Annotated in this window: 16 protein-coding genes; 15 read left to right on the top strand and 1 reads right to left on the bottom strand. The window is 63.3% G+C overall.

The window, feature by feature from the left end; all coding sequences use genetic code 11:
• Window positions 1–68: 68 nt before the first annotated feature.
• From KDW96_RS18685 to KDW96_RS18755, 15 genes are all read left to right on the top strand, one after another.
• A complete protein-coding gene (locus KDW96_RS18685) occupies window positions 69–533 on the top strand; it encodes an outer membrane lipoprotein (protein ID WP_255837717.1) in 465 nt (154 codons plus the stop codon).
• Between the two features lie 347 nt (window positions 534–880).
• Window positions 881–3,673 (top strand): monovalent cation/H+ antiporter subunit A, encoded by a 2,793-nt coding sequence (locus KDW96_RS18690; protein WP_255837718.1) that lies wholly within the window; start codon window positions 881–883, stop codon window positions 3,671–3,673.
• Between the two features lies 1 nt (window position 3,674).
• Entirely contained in the window at window positions 3,675–4,004 is a 330-nt protein-coding gene (locus tag KDW96_RS18695) for a Na+/H+ antiporter subunit C (RefSeq protein ID WP_255837719.1), read from the top strand.
• Window positions 4,001–5,506 (top strand): monovalent cation/H+ antiporter subunit D, encoded by a 1,506-nt coding sequence (locus tag KDW96_RS18700; protein WP_255837720.1) that lies wholly within the window; start codon window positions 4,001–4,003, stop codon window positions 5,504–5,506. Before KDW96_RS18695 ends, KDW96_RS18700 begins: the two co-directional genes overlap by 4 nt.
• On the top strand, window positions 5,503–6,006 hold the full coding sequence (locus KDW96_RS18705; protein ID WP_255837721.1) for a Na+/H+ antiporter subunit E: 504 nt from the start codon (window positions 5,503–5,505) through the stop codon (window positions 6,004–6,006). The genes KDW96_RS18700 and KDW96_RS18705 overlap by 4 nt, the downstream gene beginning before the upstream one ends.
• On the top strand, window positions 5,991–6,260 hold the full coding sequence (locus KDW96_RS18710; RefSeq protein ID WP_255837722.1) for a K+/H+ antiporter subunit F: 270 nt from the start codon (window positions 5,991–5,993) through the stop codon (window positions 6,258–6,260). The genes KDW96_RS18705 and KDW96_RS18710 overlap by 16 nt, the downstream gene beginning before the upstream one ends.
• 9 nt (window positions 6,261–6,269) lie before the next feature.
• A complete protein-coding gene (locus KDW96_RS18715; protein WP_255837723.1) occupies window positions 6,270–6,602 on the top strand; it encodes a Na+/H+ antiporter subunit G in 333 nt (110 codons plus the stop codon).
• Window positions 6,603–6,693: 91 nt separating this feature from the next.
• Complete coding sequence (locus tag KDW96_RS18720; RefSeq protein ID WP_255837724.1) at window positions 6,694–7,599, top strand: DMT family transporter; 906 nt, start codon at window positions 6,694–6,696, stop codon at window positions 7,597–7,599.
• A 13-nt stretch (window positions 7,600–7,612) separates the two neighbouring features.
• Window positions 7,613–8,722, top strand: a complete 1,110-nt coding sequence (locus KDW96_RS18725; RefSeq protein ID WP_255837725.1) for a PLP-dependent cysteine synthase family protein — start codon at window positions 7,613–7,615, stop codon at window positions 8,720–8,722.
• Window positions 8,719–9,264, top strand: coding sequence for a GNAT family N-acetyltransferase (locus KDW96_RS18730; protein WP_255837726.1), 546 nt, complete (start codon window positions 8,719–8,721; stop codon window positions 9,262–9,264). The genes KDW96_RS18725 and KDW96_RS18730 overlap by 4 nt, the downstream gene beginning before the upstream one ends.
• A 288-nt stretch (window positions 9,265–9,552) precedes the next feature.
• Window positions 9,553–10,395, top strand: coding sequence for a hypothetical protein (locus tag KDW96_RS18735; protein ID WP_255837727.1), 843 nt, complete (start codon window positions 9,553–9,555; stop codon window positions 10,393–10,395).
• 155 nt (window positions 10,396–10,550) lie between these two features.
• A complete protein-coding gene (locus KDW96_RS18740) occupies window positions 10,551–10,889 on the top strand; it encodes a glycosyltransferase (RefSeq protein ID WP_255837729.1) in 339 nt (112 codons plus the stop codon).
• A 291-nt stretch (window positions 10,890–11,180) separates the two neighbouring features.
• The gene (locus KDW96_RS18745; protein WP_255837730.1) at window positions 11,181–11,879 is read left to right on the top strand and encodes a hypothetical protein; all 699 of its coding nucleotides are present in this window, start codon (window positions 11,181–11,183) and stop codon (window positions 11,877–11,879) included.
• A 291-nt stretch (window positions 11,880–12,170) separates the two neighbouring features.
• Window positions 12,171–13,010 carry a PI-PLC domain-containing protein gene (locus tag KDW96_RS18750; protein WP_255837731.1) on the top strand — a complete coding sequence of 280 codons (840 nt, stop codon included), beginning with the start codon at window positions 12,171–12,173 and terminating at the stop codon, window positions 13,008–13,010.
• Window positions 13,011–13,260: 250 nt separating this feature from the next.
• Window positions 13,261–14,121 carry a hypothetical protein gene (locus tag KDW96_RS18755; protein WP_255837732.1) on the top strand — a complete coding sequence of 287 codons (861 nt, stop codon included), beginning with the start codon at window positions 13,261–13,263 and terminating at the stop codon, window positions 14,119–14,121.
• 239 nt (window positions 14,122–14,360) lie between these two features.
• On the opposite strand, the gene KDW96_RS18760 is transcribed toward KDW96_RS18755, so the two are convergent.
• A complete protein-coding gene (locus KDW96_RS18760) occupies window positions 14,361–15,968 on the bottom strand; it encodes an NAD(P)/FAD-dependent oxidoreductase (protein ID WP_255837733.1) in 1,608 nt (535 codons plus the stop codon).
• Between the last annotated feature and the right edge of the window lie 81 nt (window positions 15,969–16,049).

Genomic DNA, 16,049 nt, shown 5'->3' on the forward strand with positions numbered 1-16,049 from the left:
GCGCCATAGCAGTGACAGCGCCCGGGCGGGCGCGGTCTAATGCATTGAAAGTCATTGGAGGAATCGTTATGCGTAAAACCACTCTGCTTGCCGCCTCGTTTACCGCGATGGCCCTGGCGCTTGGCGGTTGCGCCTCCAGCCTGACCGGCGATACCTACTCCCGTGCCGAGGCGCGCACCGTACAGACCGTGCGCATGGGCACCATCGAATCCCTGCGACCGGTGAAGATCGAAGGCACCAAGACACCGATCGGCGCCGGTGCCGGTGCAGTGGTCGGTGGTGTGGCCGGCAGCGGTGTCGGCGGCGGCCGCGGCAGCGCCGTGGCGGCGGTGGTTGGTGCTGTGGCCGGCGGTCTGCTTGGGGCGGCAGCCGAAGAAGGCCTGACCCGCACCCAGGGCGTGGAAATCACCGTGCGCGAGGACGACGGCACCATGCGTGCCTATGTCCAGGAGGTCGAACCGAACCAGGTCTTTCGCCTGGGCGAGCGGGTGCGCATCCTCAGTGTCAACGGCACCAGTCGCGTTTCCCATTGAGCGGCACCCGAGCCGGATCAGCGCAAGCTGATCCGGCTTTTTCTTGCCCGCTCGCCACGATCATGACGCGCAGCGGGCGTCTGTCGGCCATCCAGCTAGAGTCGATAGGCGGCCGATCGACAGCTTTTGGTAATATTTCTATTCAACACGCTCTACCGATAGTTATGGATAATCGGCAAAATATCGCGCTTCAACAATGACTTAGACCAGGCAGCAGGCATTGCCCTGCAAAAATGAATAAGGGTGGCCGGGTGGGCGCAGACCAGCGTCGCGCCGTCGGACCACTCGCGGGACGCTAACCGCCGGCCATCATGATCTCGGCGGTCTTGCAGAAGGGGTTTTAGTGTATGGCGCTTGCGCTGATTGTCGCCTTGCCGTTCCTCGGGGTGTTGCTGCCCCTGTTCGCCGAGCGATTGGGCCGTTCGGCCTGTGCCGTGGCGACCGGGGTGGCGCCGTTTCTGGCGTTGGTGCTGCTGCTGAGCCAGCGCTCGGCGGTGTTCGCCGGCGAGGTGCTGCGGGTTCGTCTGGAGTGGCTGCCGGAACTGGGCATCAACCTGAGCCTGCGCCTGGACGGCCTGGGCTTTCTGTTCGCCCTGCTGATTCTCGGCATCGGTTTGCTGGTGATCCTCTACGCCCGCTATTACCTGTCCAAGCAGGAGCCGATGGGCCGATTCTTCGCCTTCCTGCTGCTGTTCATGGGCGCCATGCTCGGCATCGTGCTGTCGGAAAACCTGCTGCTGATGCTGATGTTCTGGGAGCTGACCAGCCTGTCGTCGTTCCTGCTGATCGGCTTCTGGAGTTCCCGCACCGACGCCCGCAAGGGCGCGCGCATGGCCCTCGCGGTCACCGGTGGCGGCGGCCTGGCATTGCTCGCCGGCATCCTGCTGATCGGCCACATCGCCGGCAGCTTCGAGCTGTCGCGGGTGCTGGCCGCCGGCTATGCGATTCGCGCCCACGAGCTCTATCCCGTGGCGCTGGTGCTGGTGCTGCTCGGCGTGTTCACCAAGTCGGCGCAGTTCCCCTTCCATTTCTGGCTGCCCCACGCGATGGCGGCGCCGACCCCGGTCTCGGCCTATCTGCATTCGGCGACCATGGTCAAGGCCGGGGTGTTCCTGCTGGCGCGCCTGTACCCCGCGCTGGCCGGCTCGGAGTGGTGGTTCTACCTGGTCAGCCTCACCGGCATGGCGACTTTCGTGGTGGGGGCGGGCATGGCCCTGTTCCAGCACGACCTCAAAGGCCTGCTGGCCTATTCGACCATCAGTCACCTGGGCCTGATCACCTTGCTGTTCGGCCTCGACACCCATCTGGCGGCGGTGGCGGCGGTGTTCCACATCATCAACCACGCCACCTTCAAGGCGTCGCTGTTCATGGCCGCGGGGATCATCGACCACGAGACCGGCAGCCGCGACATGCGCAGGATCAACGGCATGTGGAAGTACATGCCGCACACGGCGATGCTGGCCATGGTGGCGGCTTCGGCCATGGCCGGGGTGCCGCTGCTCAACGGCTTCCTCAGCAAGGAAATGTTCTTCAGCGAAACCCTCAACCTGCACATGCTCGGCAGCTTCGACTGGGTGATCCCGGCGACGGCGACGCTCGGCGGGGTGTTTTCGGTGGCCTACTCGCTGCGTTTCATCCACGACGTGTTCTTCAACGGCGAGCCGGTCAACCTGCCGAAATACCCGCCCCATGAGCCGCCGCGCTACATGAAGGTGCCGGTGGAGGTGCTGGTGTTCCTCTGCCTGCTGGTCGGCATCCTGCCGGCCTACACGGTGGCGCCGCTGCTGGCCGTCGCTGCCACGGCGACCCTGGGGGGCCAACTGCCGGAGTACAGCCTGGCGATCTGGCACGGCTTCAACCTGCCGCTGCTGATGAGCTTCATCGCCCTGTTCGGCGGCATCCTGGTCTACACCTTCCGCCAGCCGCTGTTCCGCTGGTACGCCGGCTTGCCGAGCATGGACGCCAGGTTGTTGTTCGAACGCGCCATCCAGCTGGGCGTGCAGGCCTGCGCCGGCCTCACCGGCCGCCTCGAGAGCGGCTCCCTGCAACGCTACCTGGCGCTGCTGCTGGGCGCCGCGCTGGTGGTGGTGGCCCTGGGCCTGGGGCCGCTGGCGCAGGTCAGCGGTCCGGTGGCCATGAGCCCGATCGACGGCTTCAGCGCCCTGGGCATGGGCATACTGGCCGTGGCCGCGCTGGTCACCGTGATCTTCCATCGCCAGCGCCTGGTGTCGCTGCTGATGCTCAGCGTGGTCGGCCTCATGGTGGCCCTGGCGTTTGCCCGCTACTCGGCGCCGGACCTGGCCCTGACCCAGCTGTCGGTGGAGGTGGTGACCATCGTCCTGCTGATGCTGGCGCTGTTCTTCCTGCCGGCGCAGAGCCACGGCGAGTCGAGCAGCATGCGCGGCCTGCGCGATTTCATCCTGGCGGTGGGCAGCGGGGTGATGGTGGCGATGCTGGTATTCGCCGTGCTGACCCGTCCCTACGACAGCATTGCCGGCTACTTCCTGGCCAACAGCGTGTCCGGCGGCGGTGGCAGCAACGTGGTCAACGTCATCCTGGTGGACTTCCGCGGCTTCGATACCCTCGGCGAGATCACCGTGCTGGCGATCGCCGGGGTCGGCATCTACGCCATGCTCGACGGCCTGCGCCTGATCCAGCCGCGGGTCGACTACGCCGGCCGCAGCTGGGCGCGCGACCGCCACCCGCTGATCCTCGCCACCCTGTCGCGGGTGCTGCTGCCGATGGCCCTGCTGATCTCGGTGTTCATCTTCCTGCGCGGCCACAACCTGCCGGGCGGCGGCTTCATCGCCGGCCTGGTCACCGCGGTGGCGCTGATCCTGCAGTACGTGGCCAACGGCGTGCAGTGGACCCAGTCGCGCCTGCCGCTCAACTACCACCGCATGGCCGGCTCCGGCGTGCTGCTGGCCGGCCTCACCGGCCTCGGCAGCTGGGTGTTCGGCAAGCCGTTCCTGACCTCGGCCTTCGGTCACTGGGGGCTGCCCCTGGTGGGTGAGATCGAACTGGCGACCGCCATGCTGTTCGACCTGGGCGTGTACCTGACGGTAGTCGGCGCGACCCTGCTGATTCTCGCCAACCTGGGCAAGCTGACCCAGGAAAAAGCGGCACAAGAGGTACTCTGAGATGGAAGCACTGTTCGCCGGCACCCTCGGCATCCTCACCGCCAGCGGCGTCTACCTGCTGCTGCGGGCCCGCAGTTTCCCGGTGGTGATGGGCCTGACCCTGATCTCCTATGCGGTCAACCTGTTCCTGTTCGCCATGGGCCGCCTGCAGAGCGGGGCGAGCACAGTGATCGGCAAGGGCAGCGTCTACGTCGACCCGCTGCCCCAGGCCCTGGTGCTCACCGCCATCGTCATCGGCTTCGCCATGACCGCCTTCGTGGTGGTGCTGGCGCTGCGCAGCGTCGGTGAATCGAAGAGCGACCACGTCGATGGCCGGGGGGCCGGTCAATGAATCATGCGTTGATCCTGCCGGTGCTGCTGCCGATGTTCGTCGGCAGCCTGCTGCTGTTCGGCGCGCGCCTGAGCATAACGGCCAAGCGTTCGATGTCCCTGACGTCGGCGACGATCCTGCTGCTGGTGAGTTTCCTGCTGCTTCAGCAGGCCAACCAGGGTGGCTTGCAGGTCTATGCCCTGGGCGCCTGGCAGGCGCCGTTCGGCATCGTGTTGCTGCTCGACCGCCTCAGCGCCCTGTTGCTGATGGTGACCGCGGTGCTGGCGTTCTTTTCGCTGCTCTACGCGGTGCGTGGCGACGACCAGCGCGGGCGCAACTTCCATGCCTTGTTCCAGTTCCAGTTGATGGGCATCAACGGCGCCTTCCTCACCGGCGACCTGTTCAACCTCTTCGTGTTCTTCGAGATCCTGCTGATCGCCTCCTACTCGCTGCTGTTGCACGGCGGCGGCCCGGAGCGGGTGCGCGCCGGCCTGCACTACGTGATCCTCAACCTGGTGGGCTCCTCGTTCTTCCTGATCGCCGTCGGCGTGCTGTACGGCATCACCGGCACCCTGAACATGGCCGACATGGCCCAGCGGGTGGCGGCGGCCAATGCCGACCAGGCGCCGCTGCTGGGCGCCGCCGGCCTGCTGCTGCTGGTGGTGTTCGGCCTCAAGGCGGCGTTCCTGCCGCTGTATTTCTGGCTGCCGCGGGCCTACGCCTCGGCCACCGCGCCGGTGGCGGCGCTGTTCGCGATCATGACCAAGGTCGGCCTGTACTCGATCCTGCGGGTGTATACCCTGATCTTCGGTGACGAGGCCGGCAGCCTGGCCAACATGGCCGAGGCCTGGCTATGGCCCCTGGCGCTGCTGACCATCGCCTGCGGGGTGGTCGGCGCCCTGGCGGCCAGCAGCCTGCACGGCCTGCTGGCCTACCTGGTGATCGTCTCGGTCGGCACCCTGCTGGCCGGCATCGCCCTGGGCACCCCCGAGTCGCTGGCGGCGGCGCTGTTCTACCTGGTGCACAGCACCTGGATTTCCGGCGGTTTGTTCCTGGTCGCCGACCTGATCGCCCGCCAGCGCGGGGTGAAGGGCTCGCAGATCATCCAGGGGCCGCAATTGCAGAATCCCCACCTGCTCGGCGCGCTGTTCTTTGTCGGCGCCATCGCCGTGGCCGGCCTGCCGCCGCTCTCCGGGTTCTTCGGCAAACTGCTGCTGCTGCGTTCGGTGGCGCCAGGGGTCGAGGCGCTGCTGCTGTGGACGGTGGTGCTGGTGGGCGGGCTGGCCACGCTGATCGGCCTGAGTCGCGCCGGCAGCACCCTGTTCTGGCGGGTCGGCCTGCACCAGCTGGACAGTGCCGAACTGGACACCGGCCGCCTTCTCGCCTGTGCCGGCCTGGTGGCGCTGAGCCCGCTGCTGTCGGGCCTGGCCGCACCGCTGCTGGAATACACCCAGGCCACGGTCGGCCAGCTGCATGACCTCGACCTCTATCGCCAGGCCGTGCTCGGCAAAGGTGCGCCATGAATACCTATCGCTGGCTTCCCCATCCGCTGCTGAGCCTGTCCCTGCTGGTGGTCTGGTTGCTGCTGGTCAACGACCTCGGCTTCGGCCACCTGTTGCTCGGCGCGCTGCTGGGCTGGCTGATCCCCCTGATCAGCCAGGTGTTCTGGATCAATCCGCCGCGCCTGCAGAAACCGTACAAGCTGGCCCTGTTCCTGCTGCGGGTGCTCGGCGACATCGTGATCGCCAACCTGCAGGTGGCGGCGCTGATCCTCGGCCCTACCGCCAGGTTGCGCCCGGCCTTCGTCGAGATTCCGGTGCGCCTGGAGGACGAACTGGCCCTGACCATGCTCGCCAGCGTCATCTCGCTGACCCCGGGCACGGTGTCCGCCGACCTCAGCGACGACCGCAAGACCCTGCTGGTGCACAGCCTGGACGTCGCCGACGAGGCGGCCATGGTGCGTGAGATCCAGACCCGCTACGAGGCGCCCCTGCTGGAGGTATTCCCATGCTCGACTACGTGATTCCGCTCTGCCTGGCGATCATGGGGCTGGCCCTGCTGCTGACCCTGGCGCGGCTGATCAAGGGCCCGGACATGCCCGACCGCATCCTCGCCCTGGACACCCTGTACATCAACGCCATCGCCCTGCTGGTGCTGTTCGGCGTCTGGCTGGGCTCCAAGCTGTATTTCGAGGCGGCATTGCTGATCGCGGTGATGGGCTTCATCGGCACCGTGGCAGTGGCCAAATACCTGTTGCGCGGCGACATCATCGAATAGGGAGGCCGGATGAATACCTGGATCGAGGCGCTGGTCGCCATCGCACTGCTGCTCGGCAGCCTGTTCGCCCTGGTCGGCGCCATCGGCCTGTATCGCCTGCCGGACTTCTTCATGCGCCTGCACGGGCCGACCAAGTCCACCACCCTGGGCGTCGGCGGCATGGTCATCGCCTCACTGATCTACTTCGGCGCCAGCGGCGAGGGCATCAGCCTGCACGAGCTGCTGATCACCCTGTTCCTGTTCATCACCGCGCCGGTCAGCGCCCACATGCTGGCCAAGGCCGCCATGCAGCAGAAGGTGCGGGTGAACGACAAGACCCGCGGCAAGCCCTGGGAGCAGTAGGTCGCGACGGCGTGCACAGTTCGCGCGCCTGACTGTACCTGTGCACGCCGCGACCGCCTCTCTACACTCGGGTTTTGACTGGGAGTGAGCGATGAGCGGGCAGGGCAGAGGGACGGCGGTGGTGTGCCTGGTGGTGGCGATGGCGTTGTGGGGCAGCTCCTTCATCGCCCTGAAACTGGCCTTCGCCGAGCTGCCGCCGCTGTGGGTGATCTTCGCCCGCATGGCCCTGGGCAGCCTGGTGTTCCTGCTGGCCTGGCGTTGGCGTGGGCGCCTGCTGTACCGCGCCGGCGACTGGAAATACCTGCTCGGCCTGGCCGCCTGCGAACCCTGCCTGTACTTCATCTTCGAGGCCCTGGCGCTGCAGAACACCAGCGCCTCCCAGGCCGGCATGATCACCGCGCTGTTGCCGCTGCTGGTCGCCATGGGCGCCTTCGTCTTCCTGCGCGAGCGCATCAGCCGCACCACCCTGGCCGGCTTCCTCCTGGCGATGGCCGGCGCGGTGTGGCTGAGCCTGGCCGGCAGTGCCGACGCCCACGCCCCCGATCCGCTGCTGGGCAACTTCTACGAGCTGCTGGCAATGCTCTGCGCCACCGGCTACACCCTGCTGCTCAAGCACCTCTCGGCGCGCTACTCGGCCTTCATCCTCACCGCCATGCAGGCCTTCATCGGCGCGCTGTTCTTCCTGCCGCTGGCGGCCTGGGATGCACCGGTGCCCCAGGCCATCAGCCCCCTTGGCATCGGTGCCTTGCTCTACCTGGGCGTGGTGGTCACCGTCGGCGCCTATGGCCTGTATAACTACGGCGTCAGCCGCCTGCCGGCCAGCCAGGCGTCCGGCTTCATCAACCTGATTCCGGTGTTCACCCTGGTGTTTGCCATGCTGCTGCTCGGTGAGCGCCTGAACTCCGAACAGCTGCTGGCCGCTATGCTGGTATTCGCCGGCGTGGCGCTGAGCCAGTGGCGCAGCACGCCGCCGGTGCCGGCTGGCGTACTGGATTGACGAGGAGCCGCCGATGAGCGATTCGAGAACCTGGGCCCGCGAGGCGATCCGCATCATCGAGGCGGACTTCCAGCGCAGCGCCGACACCCACCTGATTCCCCTGGAGCTGCCCGGCCTGCCGGGCATCGAGCTGTACTTCAAGGACGAATCCAGCCACCCCACCGGCAGCCTCAAGCACCGCCTGGCCCGCTCGCTGTTCCTCTATGCCCTGTGCAACGGCTGGCTCAGGGCCGGCGCCCCGGTGATCGAGGCGTCCAGCGGCTCCACGGCGATTTCCGAGGCCTACTTCGCCCGCCTGCTGGGGCTGCCCTTCATCGCCGTGATGCCGGCCACCACCTCCCGGCAGAAGATCGCCCAGATCGCCTTCTACGGCGGCCAGAGCCACCTGGTCGAGGACCCCACGCAGATCTATGCCGAGTCCGAACGCCTGGCCCGTGAGAGCGGTGGGCACTTCATGGACCAGTTCACCTATGCCGAGCGCGCCACCGACTGGCGCGCCAACAACAACATCGCCGAGTCGATCTTCCAGCAGATGCGCTACGAGCGCCATCCGGAGCCGGCCTGGCTGGTCTCCAGCGCCGGCACCGGCGGCACCCTGGCGACCCTCGGCCGCTACGTGCGCTACCGCCAGCACTGCACCCGGGTGTTCTGCGCCGATGCCGAACGCTCGGTGTTCTTCGACCACTACCGCACGGGCGATGCCAGCCTGACACTGGATCACGGCTCGCGCATCGAGGGCATCGGCCGGCCGCGGGTCGAAGCTTCCTTTCTGCCGTCGGTGATCGACGCCATGTGCAAGGTGCCCGACGCCCTGTCCCTGGCGGCCATGCACTACCTGGCGCGGCGCCTGGGCCGGCATGTCGGCGGCTCCAGCGGCACCAACCTGATCGGCGCGCTGCTGGTGGCCCGGCACATGGTCGCGGCCGGCGAGTCCGGCTCGGTGGTGGCTATTCTCTGCGACAGCGGCGAGCGCTACGCCAACACCTACTACGACGAAGCCTGGCTGCAACGCCAGGGCTTCGAGCTGGCGCCGTTGATCGAGGCGGTGGCGGCCTGCGCCGAACAGGGCGCGCCGCTGCCGCAAGACCTGCCCTGCATCGGGCTTCTGGAGACAAAACCATGACCGAGTTGCTGATTCGCCAGGCCGATGCCGGGGATATCGCTGCCCTGTGCGCGCTGCTCTTCGAGCACGGCCCCAATCCCTGGAACCACCTGCCCGAAGCCGAGGTGCGCGCGCACCTGCAGGCCATCGCCGACGGCTCGGTGCAGGCCGTGCTGGCAGAACGCGGCGGCCAGCGCGAGAGCGGCGGCGAGCCGCTGGGCATGGTCAGCTACCGCCTCAGCCGCGACTTCGCCCGCTACCAGCCCGAAGCGCGCCGCGAGCAACTGCATGCCTATATCTGCGAGGCCGTGGTGCACCGCGACGCCGCCGGCCAGGGCCTCGGCGCACGCCTGCTCCAGCAGGCGGTCGAGCACCTGGCCGGGCAGGGCGTGCAGGACATCTACATCGACCGCCACGAAGAGAACGCCGCCTCGGCCGGGATGATGCGCAAGGCCGGCTTCGTCGAACTCGACACCTTCCCCGACCCAGCGCGGCGTCCCAATGGTTCGGGGCGCACCACGGTGTGCTGCCTGCGCCTGGCGGCCGACGCAGCCGAGGGGTGAGCGGCGTCACCCTTTGCCATTTCGCGCTTGAGCGGGCCCGGTGCCATACCCTATAAGGGTTTCCAACTTTTCACGCAGCGCCCAGAGGCAAGGGACGGCCTGGGTTTCGCGCGCTCCTCTCTCCGATTGATCCGCTGAACGCCTCAAGCAGGCTGGCCTGCGCCTTGGCGTGTCGGGGGCGGCGTTCTGCGGTGCCCGAGCGAAGCGGAGAGAGCGGCTACCAGGCCCCGGATCAAGCGCAGTAGGCCGTCCCTCGTGTTTCAACGGCGACCCAAGGATGCCCGTCGCATGAATGCCATCGCTAAACCCCACCTGCTCTTCGCCCTATTGCTGCTGGCCGGCTGCGACGCGGGCCAGGCGCCGATGCAGGCCAGCGCGCCCGCGCCCAGCGATCCGGTGGCCATGACCCCACTGCAACGGGCCGAGGCCGGTAAGGCTCTATGGGAAGAGAAGTGCCGTACCGTGGCCGGGGAGAGGATCTATAAGACGGTGGCGGATTTGGAGGGGCTGGTGTTGCTTAAAGTCAGGCCCAGGGCTGGGGCGCCGGAGTGGGCAGACCCCAATTGGCCGGGGGCGGCTTTTGCCAGGGAGGCGCGAGATGTCAGATACATCGAAAGTTTTTTGGGCTATGAGCATTCGTCCGATCCGGCCGGTGAGGCACCTGTGAGCCCAGCGTTTCGTGGTTATGTAAATACCGATTTCCTGCCCAATAACCCGAGTAACCTTCCAGGCTACCGCTATGTCGATGTGATCGATCCTGAAGATAAACAGCGATACCGGTATGTATTGGTTCATAAGCCTAGACCTACGTCTAAGATAGGCTGGATAGATACCCTCCTAGAAAAGTCTCCTGCCCCCGACCCCATTCCACGCTATGGCGTCACCTTCGAAGACCACGTAATCCCCGAAGAGCGCGCCTTGGGTGTGGCCAGTAGTACGGTCAAAGTCATAGATATGGAGTCCGGCGAAGTGCTGGGCGAGCTGCTGCGCTATGCCTGGAGCACCCCGGCCAGTCGCGCCAACCCTAGCCCCTGGTTAACCGCCTATCGTTGCCCTGAACATTGGGTCGGCACAGGTTCGGCCACCCGCAAATTTGTCGATCAGATCCTTATTCCACGGAAGGAGCAATAAGCAATGACTACCGAAAACGCGCTGAGCATCGCGGACTATCTGAAATACGCCAATCTGCAAATAGCTAAAGGGGTCGGAGTGAATTGTTTTTATTACCAGAAAGTAATTCACTCCGACCCATCTAGTTCGACCCCTTTAGTTAAACCTATAAGAAGGTGCTGCAAGTCTCGGCGGTGCATCTGTATCTGACTTATCCATTAGTGCTGTCTTGGTCGCTATTGGAGGCCATGGCCAGTGGGTGTTTGATTATTGGATCGGATACCGCACCGGTAAGGGAGGTGATTCGGAATGGTGAGAACGGTTTGTTGGTGGACTTCTTCAATACGAACGAAATTGCCGAGCGGGTCCTGAAAAATCTTGCCGAGCTAGAGACATTTAAGGATCTGAGAAAGGCGGCCTATATAACGGCGCAGCGTTATGCCATCGAATATGGGAATCGGCATTACGTTAATGCTGTTTTGACTCGGCGCCAATCAAAGCCGATGTTCAGCTAAGTCTCCAGATAGACGGATTTCTCAAGTTGGGTGTGCCGTCGGGATAATGCGTATGCTCAATGTGGGAACGCGAATAGGCGGTGCTCTGCTGGAAAGACTGGATGAGTTATCCAGTTTTCGATTGTCATCCAGCGGAGCGTCGTTGAATGTGATTAGGGTCATGGGTATTGATGTTCTGGGAGGGTTGCTATGAAGCTTAATTGTATTGATGGTGTGTTTCTTAATAGACAGTCCTCGGCGGAAGGGAGGCTTTTGAAATGCTTGTCGCACTCTGTCCTAAGCTGCGTTGTCGTGTTTGTCGCGCTCTGTCAGGTCTCGATAATAGCAGCTGCGGAAAATGGAGGTGATTCGAGTTTAATAAGAAAAGAATCTGTTCCTGTCTTGGGTGATCCGAATTATAAACTAGACTCAAAATATTGGCCTATACACGGCTCACCAAGAGGAAAGAGTTTTTTTCTGCATTACTGTTTGCCTGGATTTGTTCCGCAGGGGCTTGGGGGTTGTAGGGTTGATTTGCCCGGTAGGGATCCTAGAGGTATTCAGGTTGAATATCTATATTCATTGGGCGGTAGGGATGAGCATGCTTTTTTGGAGGGCAGTCCAGCGTTCCTGTTTCCGTTTCCAGTCAATATAAATTTAGAGGGCAAGACGCCATATTTGGCGCAGTATAAAAAATCTGAACTGTCGAAGTGGAGGTCTCATCAAGTAGTTAAGGATAAAGGTGAGCTAAGTAACAAATATGACGGGCTGGATTTCTATGAGGCCTCAGCGCTCCCCGGGGGGTGGTGGGTGCCGGAAAATATCTTTGAATATCAAACAAGGCTTGGTAATCCTCCGATTTTTGTATGCAGTGATTCATATTGCGCATTGATCCTTGATCAAGGTAGTGGATGGGTAGTGCGTGCAAAATTTAATGAGGCGGCCTTGAGTAATTGGCGCGAGTTCCTTTTGCAGCTTAATGTGTCAATCAAAGAAATACTGGGGCAATAAAATGGCTTATACATTCACGCAGGAAGAATAAGCTCAGTTGCAAAGTGTTTATGATGCTGCCGTAAAGCTAAAGGGGTCGGAGTGAATTGTTTTTATTTCCAGAAAGTAATTCACTTCGACCCCTTTAGTTGATGATTGAGGCCGCTGTCCATAGAGGCGCGCCGGATATAAGAGCGCAGGCTGTTTGAACAGAAATATACCCACTGCGCAGCAGGCTATGCGCCTATTCGCTGCGCCATTAACCCTATAACCAGGCGTCGTCTCGATGCTCTGGCTACGGAGGCTTGTCGTATGAAGTGGCTCAACCGAGCTTATTGGCTTCTCGCCCTATTGCTGCTGGCCGGCTGCGACGCGGGCGAGGCGACGAAGCAGGCCAGCGCGCCCGCGCCCAGCGATCCGGCGGCCATGACCCCACTGCAACGGGCCGAGGCCGGTAAGGCTCTATGGAAGGAGAAGTGCCGCACCCTGGCGGGGGAGAAGGTCTACAAAACGGTGGCGGATTTGGAGGGGTTGGTGTTGCTTAAAGTCAGGCCCAGGGCTTGGGCCCCTGAGTGGGCTGATCCCATGTGGCCGGGGGCGGCGTTTGCGAAGGAGGCTCAGACTGATGGGTACATTAAGTCTTTTCTGGGGTATGAGCATTCGTCTTCCCCAACAGGTGAGCCTGTAACTCCGACCTCACGCGGGTATATCGGTACGGACTTTCAGTCAAGAAATCCGTCGAATGTTCCCGGCTACCGCTATGTCGATGTAATCGATCCTGAAGATAAACAGCGATACCGGTATGTATTGGTTCATAAGCCTAGACCTACGTCTAAGATAGGCTGGATAGATACCCTCCTAGAAAAGTCTCCTGCCCCCGACCCCATTCCACGCTATGGCGTCACCTTCGAAGACCACGTAATCCCCGAAGAGCGCGCCTTGGGCGTGGCCAGTAGTACGGTTAGGGTTATCGACCTTAAAACTAACGAAGTGCTGGGCGAGATGCTGCGTTACGCCTGGAGCACTCCGGCCAGTCGCGCCAATCCTAGCCCTTGGTTAACCGCCTACCGCTGTCCAGATCATGAGGTTGGGGCTGGAGCCGCTACTCGAAAATTTGTCGATCAAGTTCTTATTCCAAGGAAGGAGCAATAAGCAATGACTACCGAAACACGCTGCAGCTAAAGGGGTCGGAGTGAATTGTTTTTATTTCCAGAAAGTAATTCACTTCGCCCCCTTTAGTTGATGATTGAGGCCGCTGCCCATAGAGGCGCGCCGGATATAAGAGCGCAGGCTGTTTGAACAGAAATATACCCACTGCGCAGCAGGCTATGCGCCTATTCGCTGCGCTGTTAACCCTACAACCAGGCGTCGTCTCGATGCTCTGGCTACGGAGGCTTGTCGTATGAAGTGGCTCAACCGAGCTTATTGGCTTCTCGCCCTATTGCTGCTGGCCGGCTGCGACGCGGGCCAGGCGCCGATGCAGGCCAGCGCGCCCGAACCGGTGCCCAGTGATCCGGCGGCCATGACCCCGTTGCAACGGGCCGAGGCCGGTCAGGCTCTATGGGAAGAGAAGTGCCGCACCCTGGCGGGGGAGAAGATCTACAAGACGGTGGCTGATGTCGAGGGGTTGGTGTTGCTTAAGATTAGGCCGCAGGCAAGCGACCGCGAATGGGCTGATCCCAATTGGCCGGGGGCGGCGTTTGCTAGGGAAGCTCGGCAGGATGAGTACATTAATAGCTTCCTTGGCTACGAGGAGGCTTTTTCCTTCGGTGGAGTTCCGCGGACCATCACCAAGGAATATCGCGGTGCTATCAACACTTCCTACAGTCCCGGCCCCAAACAGTATCCGGGCTACCGCTATGTCGATGTAATTAATCCCGAGGATGGTCAGCGTTACCGCTATACGGGGCGTTGGGAAGAACCTTGGCAGTACGATAAAAGCTACCTACAGGGTTATATCAAGTTTTTCCTCGACAAGACCTTGGCGCCCGAACCGTCGCCACGCTATGGAGTGACCTTTGAAGATCATGTGATTCCCGCGGATCGTGCCTTGGGCGTGGCCAGTAGCACGGTCAGGATTATCGATCTTAAAACTAACGAAGTGCTGGGCGAGATGCTGCGTTATGCCTGGAGCACCCCAGCCAGTCGCGCCAATCCTAGCCCCTGGTTGGCTGCCCATAAATGCCCAAGTCACGCAGAGGCGGCCAGCTCCGCCACTCGTATGTTTGTCGATCAAGTCCTAATTCCAAGGAAGGAGCAATAAGCAATGACTACCGAAAACACCCTAAGCATCGCCGACTACCTAAAGTACGCCATTCTGCAAATGGCTGCCGAAGCCTTGTATGCGGAATAAAAGAGGACATATTTATTTTCACCCCGACCGCCTGATGCGTCGGGTCCGTCGAATATCCAGCCCGACGTAAAAGGCCCATCAATCGATGGGCCTTCTTCGTTTTGGTGCAGCACACAACCTTCAGGTTGCTGCCGACTGCGCCGAACGCATCAGCCGCCGAGCATATCCTTCGCCACCGCCTCGGCCACGCGAATGCCGTCCACCCCGGCCGAGAGAATGCCGCCGGCGTAGCCCGCGCCTTCACCGGCCGGGTACAGGCCCTTGACGTTGAGGCTCTGCAGGCTGTCGTCGCGGGTGATGCGCAGGGGCGAGGAGGTGCGGGTTTCGATGCCGGTGAGTACGGCATCACTCAGGGCGAAGCCCTTGATTTGCTTGTCGAAGGCCGGCAGCGCTTCGCGGATGGCGGCGATGGCGAAGTCCGGAAGGGCGGGCGCCAGGTCGCCGAGCTTGACCCCGGGCTTGTAGGACGGCTCGACGCTGCCCCATTCGGTGGAGGGCTTGCCGGCGATGAAGTCGCCGACCAGTTGCCCCGGTGCCTCGTAGGTGCTGCCGCCGAGGATGTAGGCGTGGGACTCCAGGCGCTCCTGCAGCTCGACGCCGGCCAGGGGGCCGCCCGGGTAGTCCTGCTCGGGGGTGATGCCGACGACGATGCCGGCGTTGGCGTTGCGCTCGTTGCGCGAGTATTGGCTCATGCCGTTGGTCACCACCCGCTCCGGCTCGGAGGTGGCGGCGACCACGGTGCCGCCCGGGCACATGCAGAAGCTGTACACCGAGCGGCCGTTGCTGGCGTGGTGCACCAGTTTGTAGTCGGCGGCGCCGAGCTTGGGGTGGCCGGCGTATTTGCCCAGGCGGGCGCGGTCGATCAGCGACTGCGGGTGCTCGATGCGAAAGCCCACCGAGAACGGCTTGGCCTCCATGAACACCTCGCGGGCATGCAGCATGCGGAAGGTGTCGCGGGAGCTGTGGCCCAGAGCCAGGATCACGTGGCGGCTGCGCAGCTGTTCGCCGCTCTCCAGCTCCACGCCGAGCAGCTGGCCGTCTTCGATCAGCACGTCGCTGACCCGCTGCTGGAAGCGCACCTCGCCGCCCAGGGCCTTGATCTCCTCGCGCATGGTGGCGACCACACCGGTGAGGCGGAAGGTGCCGATGTGCGGCTTGCTGACGTAGAGGATCTCCTCCGGCGCGCCGGCCTTGACGAACTCCTGCAGCACCTTGCGCCCCAGGTGCTTGGGGTCCTTGATCTGGCTGTACAGCTTGCCGTCGGAGAAGGTGCCGGCGCCGCCTTCGCCGAATTGCACGTTGGACTCGGGGTTGAGCACGTTCTTGCGCCACAGGCCCCAGGTGTCCTTGGTGCGTTGGCGCACTTCCTTGCCGCGCTCGAGCACGATGGGGCGCAGGCCGGCCTGGGCGAGGATCAGCGCGGCGAAGATGCCGCAGGGGCCGAAGCCGACCACGATCGGGCGCTCGTCCAGCGGCTGGCTGGCCTGGCCGACCGGCTTGTAGGCGGTGTCCGGGGCGACGCCGATGTGCTTGTCGCCCGCGAATCTGGCCAGCAGCGCGGCTTCGTCGCGCACCTTGAAGTCGATGGTGTAGATGAACTGCAGCTCGCTGGATTTCTTGCGCGCATCGTAGCTGCGCTTGAACAGGCTGAAGTCGAGCAGCTGCTCGTCGGCGATGCCCAGGCGCTGGAGCAGGGCGGGGCGCAGGGCCTCTTCGGGGTGGTCGAGGGGCAGCTTCAGTTCGGTGATGCGCAGCATGGGGCCATCCAGGGTCAGGGCCGGTGACGATCCGGCAATCTAGGGAGGCGGCGATTATACCCGCGATTGCCGGGCAACCGG

Source organism: Pseudomonas benzenivorans (assembly GCF_024397895.1).
Lineage (GTDB): Bacteria > Pseudomonadota > Gammaproteobacteria > Pseudomonadales > Pseudomonadaceae > Aquipseudomonas > Aquipseudomonas benzenivorans_A.

Bases quoted from the DNA above. Each gene is read 5' to 3' on its own strand.
- KDW96_RS18685 (WP_255837717.1), top strand. From the start codon at position 69: ATGCGTAAAACCACTCTGCTTGCCGCCTCGTTTACCGCGATGGCCCTG.
- KDW96_RS18690 (WP_255837718.1), top strand. From the start codon at position 881: ATGGCGCTTGCGCTGATTGTCGCCTTGCCGTTCCTCGGGGTGTTGCTG.
- KDW96_RS18695 (WP_255837719.1), top strand. From the start codon at position 3,675: ATGGAAGCACTGTTCGCCGGCACCCTCGGCATCCTCACCGCCAGCGGC.
- KDW96_RS18700 (WP_255837720.1), top strand. From the start codon at position 4,001: ATGAATCATGCGTTGATCCTGCCGGTGCTGCTGCCGATGTTCGTCGGC.
- KDW96_RS18705 (WP_255837721.1), top strand. From the start codon at position 5,503: ATGAATACCTATCGCTGGCTTCCCCATCCGCTGCTGAGCCTGTCCCTG.
- KDW96_RS18710 (WP_255837722.1), top strand. From the start codon at position 5,991: ATGCTCGACTACGTGATTCCGCTCTGCCTGGCGATCATGGGGCTGGCC.
- KDW96_RS18715 (WP_255837723.1), top strand. From the start codon at position 6,270: ATGAATACCTGGATCGAGGCGCTGGTCGCCATCGCACTGCTGCTCGGC.
- KDW96_RS18720 (WP_255837724.1), top strand. From the start codon at position 6,694: ATGAGCGGGCAGGGCAGAGGGACGGCGGTGGTGTGCCTGGTGGTGGCG.
- KDW96_RS18725 (WP_255837725.1), top strand. From the start codon at position 7,613: ATGAGCGATTCGAGAACCTGGGCCCGCGAGGCGATCCGCATCATCGAG.
- KDW96_RS18730 (WP_255837726.1), top strand. From the start codon at position 8,719: ATGACCGAGTTGCTGATTCGCCAGGCCGATGCCGGGGATATCGCTGCC.
- KDW96_RS18735 (WP_255837727.1), top strand. From the start codon at position 9,553: ATGAATGCCATCGCTAAACCCCACCTGCTCTTCGCCCTATTGCTGCTG.
- KDW96_RS18750 (WP_255837731.1), top strand. From the start codon at position 12,171: ATGAAGTGGCTCAACCGAGCTTATTGGCTTCTCGCCCTATTGCTGCTG.
- KDW96_RS18755 (WP_255837732.1), top strand. From the start codon at position 13,261: ATGAAGTGGCTCAACCGAGCTTATTGGCTTCTCGCCCTATTGCTGCTG.
- KDW96_RS18760 (WP_255837733.1), bottom strand. From the start codon at position 15,968: ATGCTGCGCATCACCGAACTGAAGCTGCCCCTCGACCACCCCGAAGAG.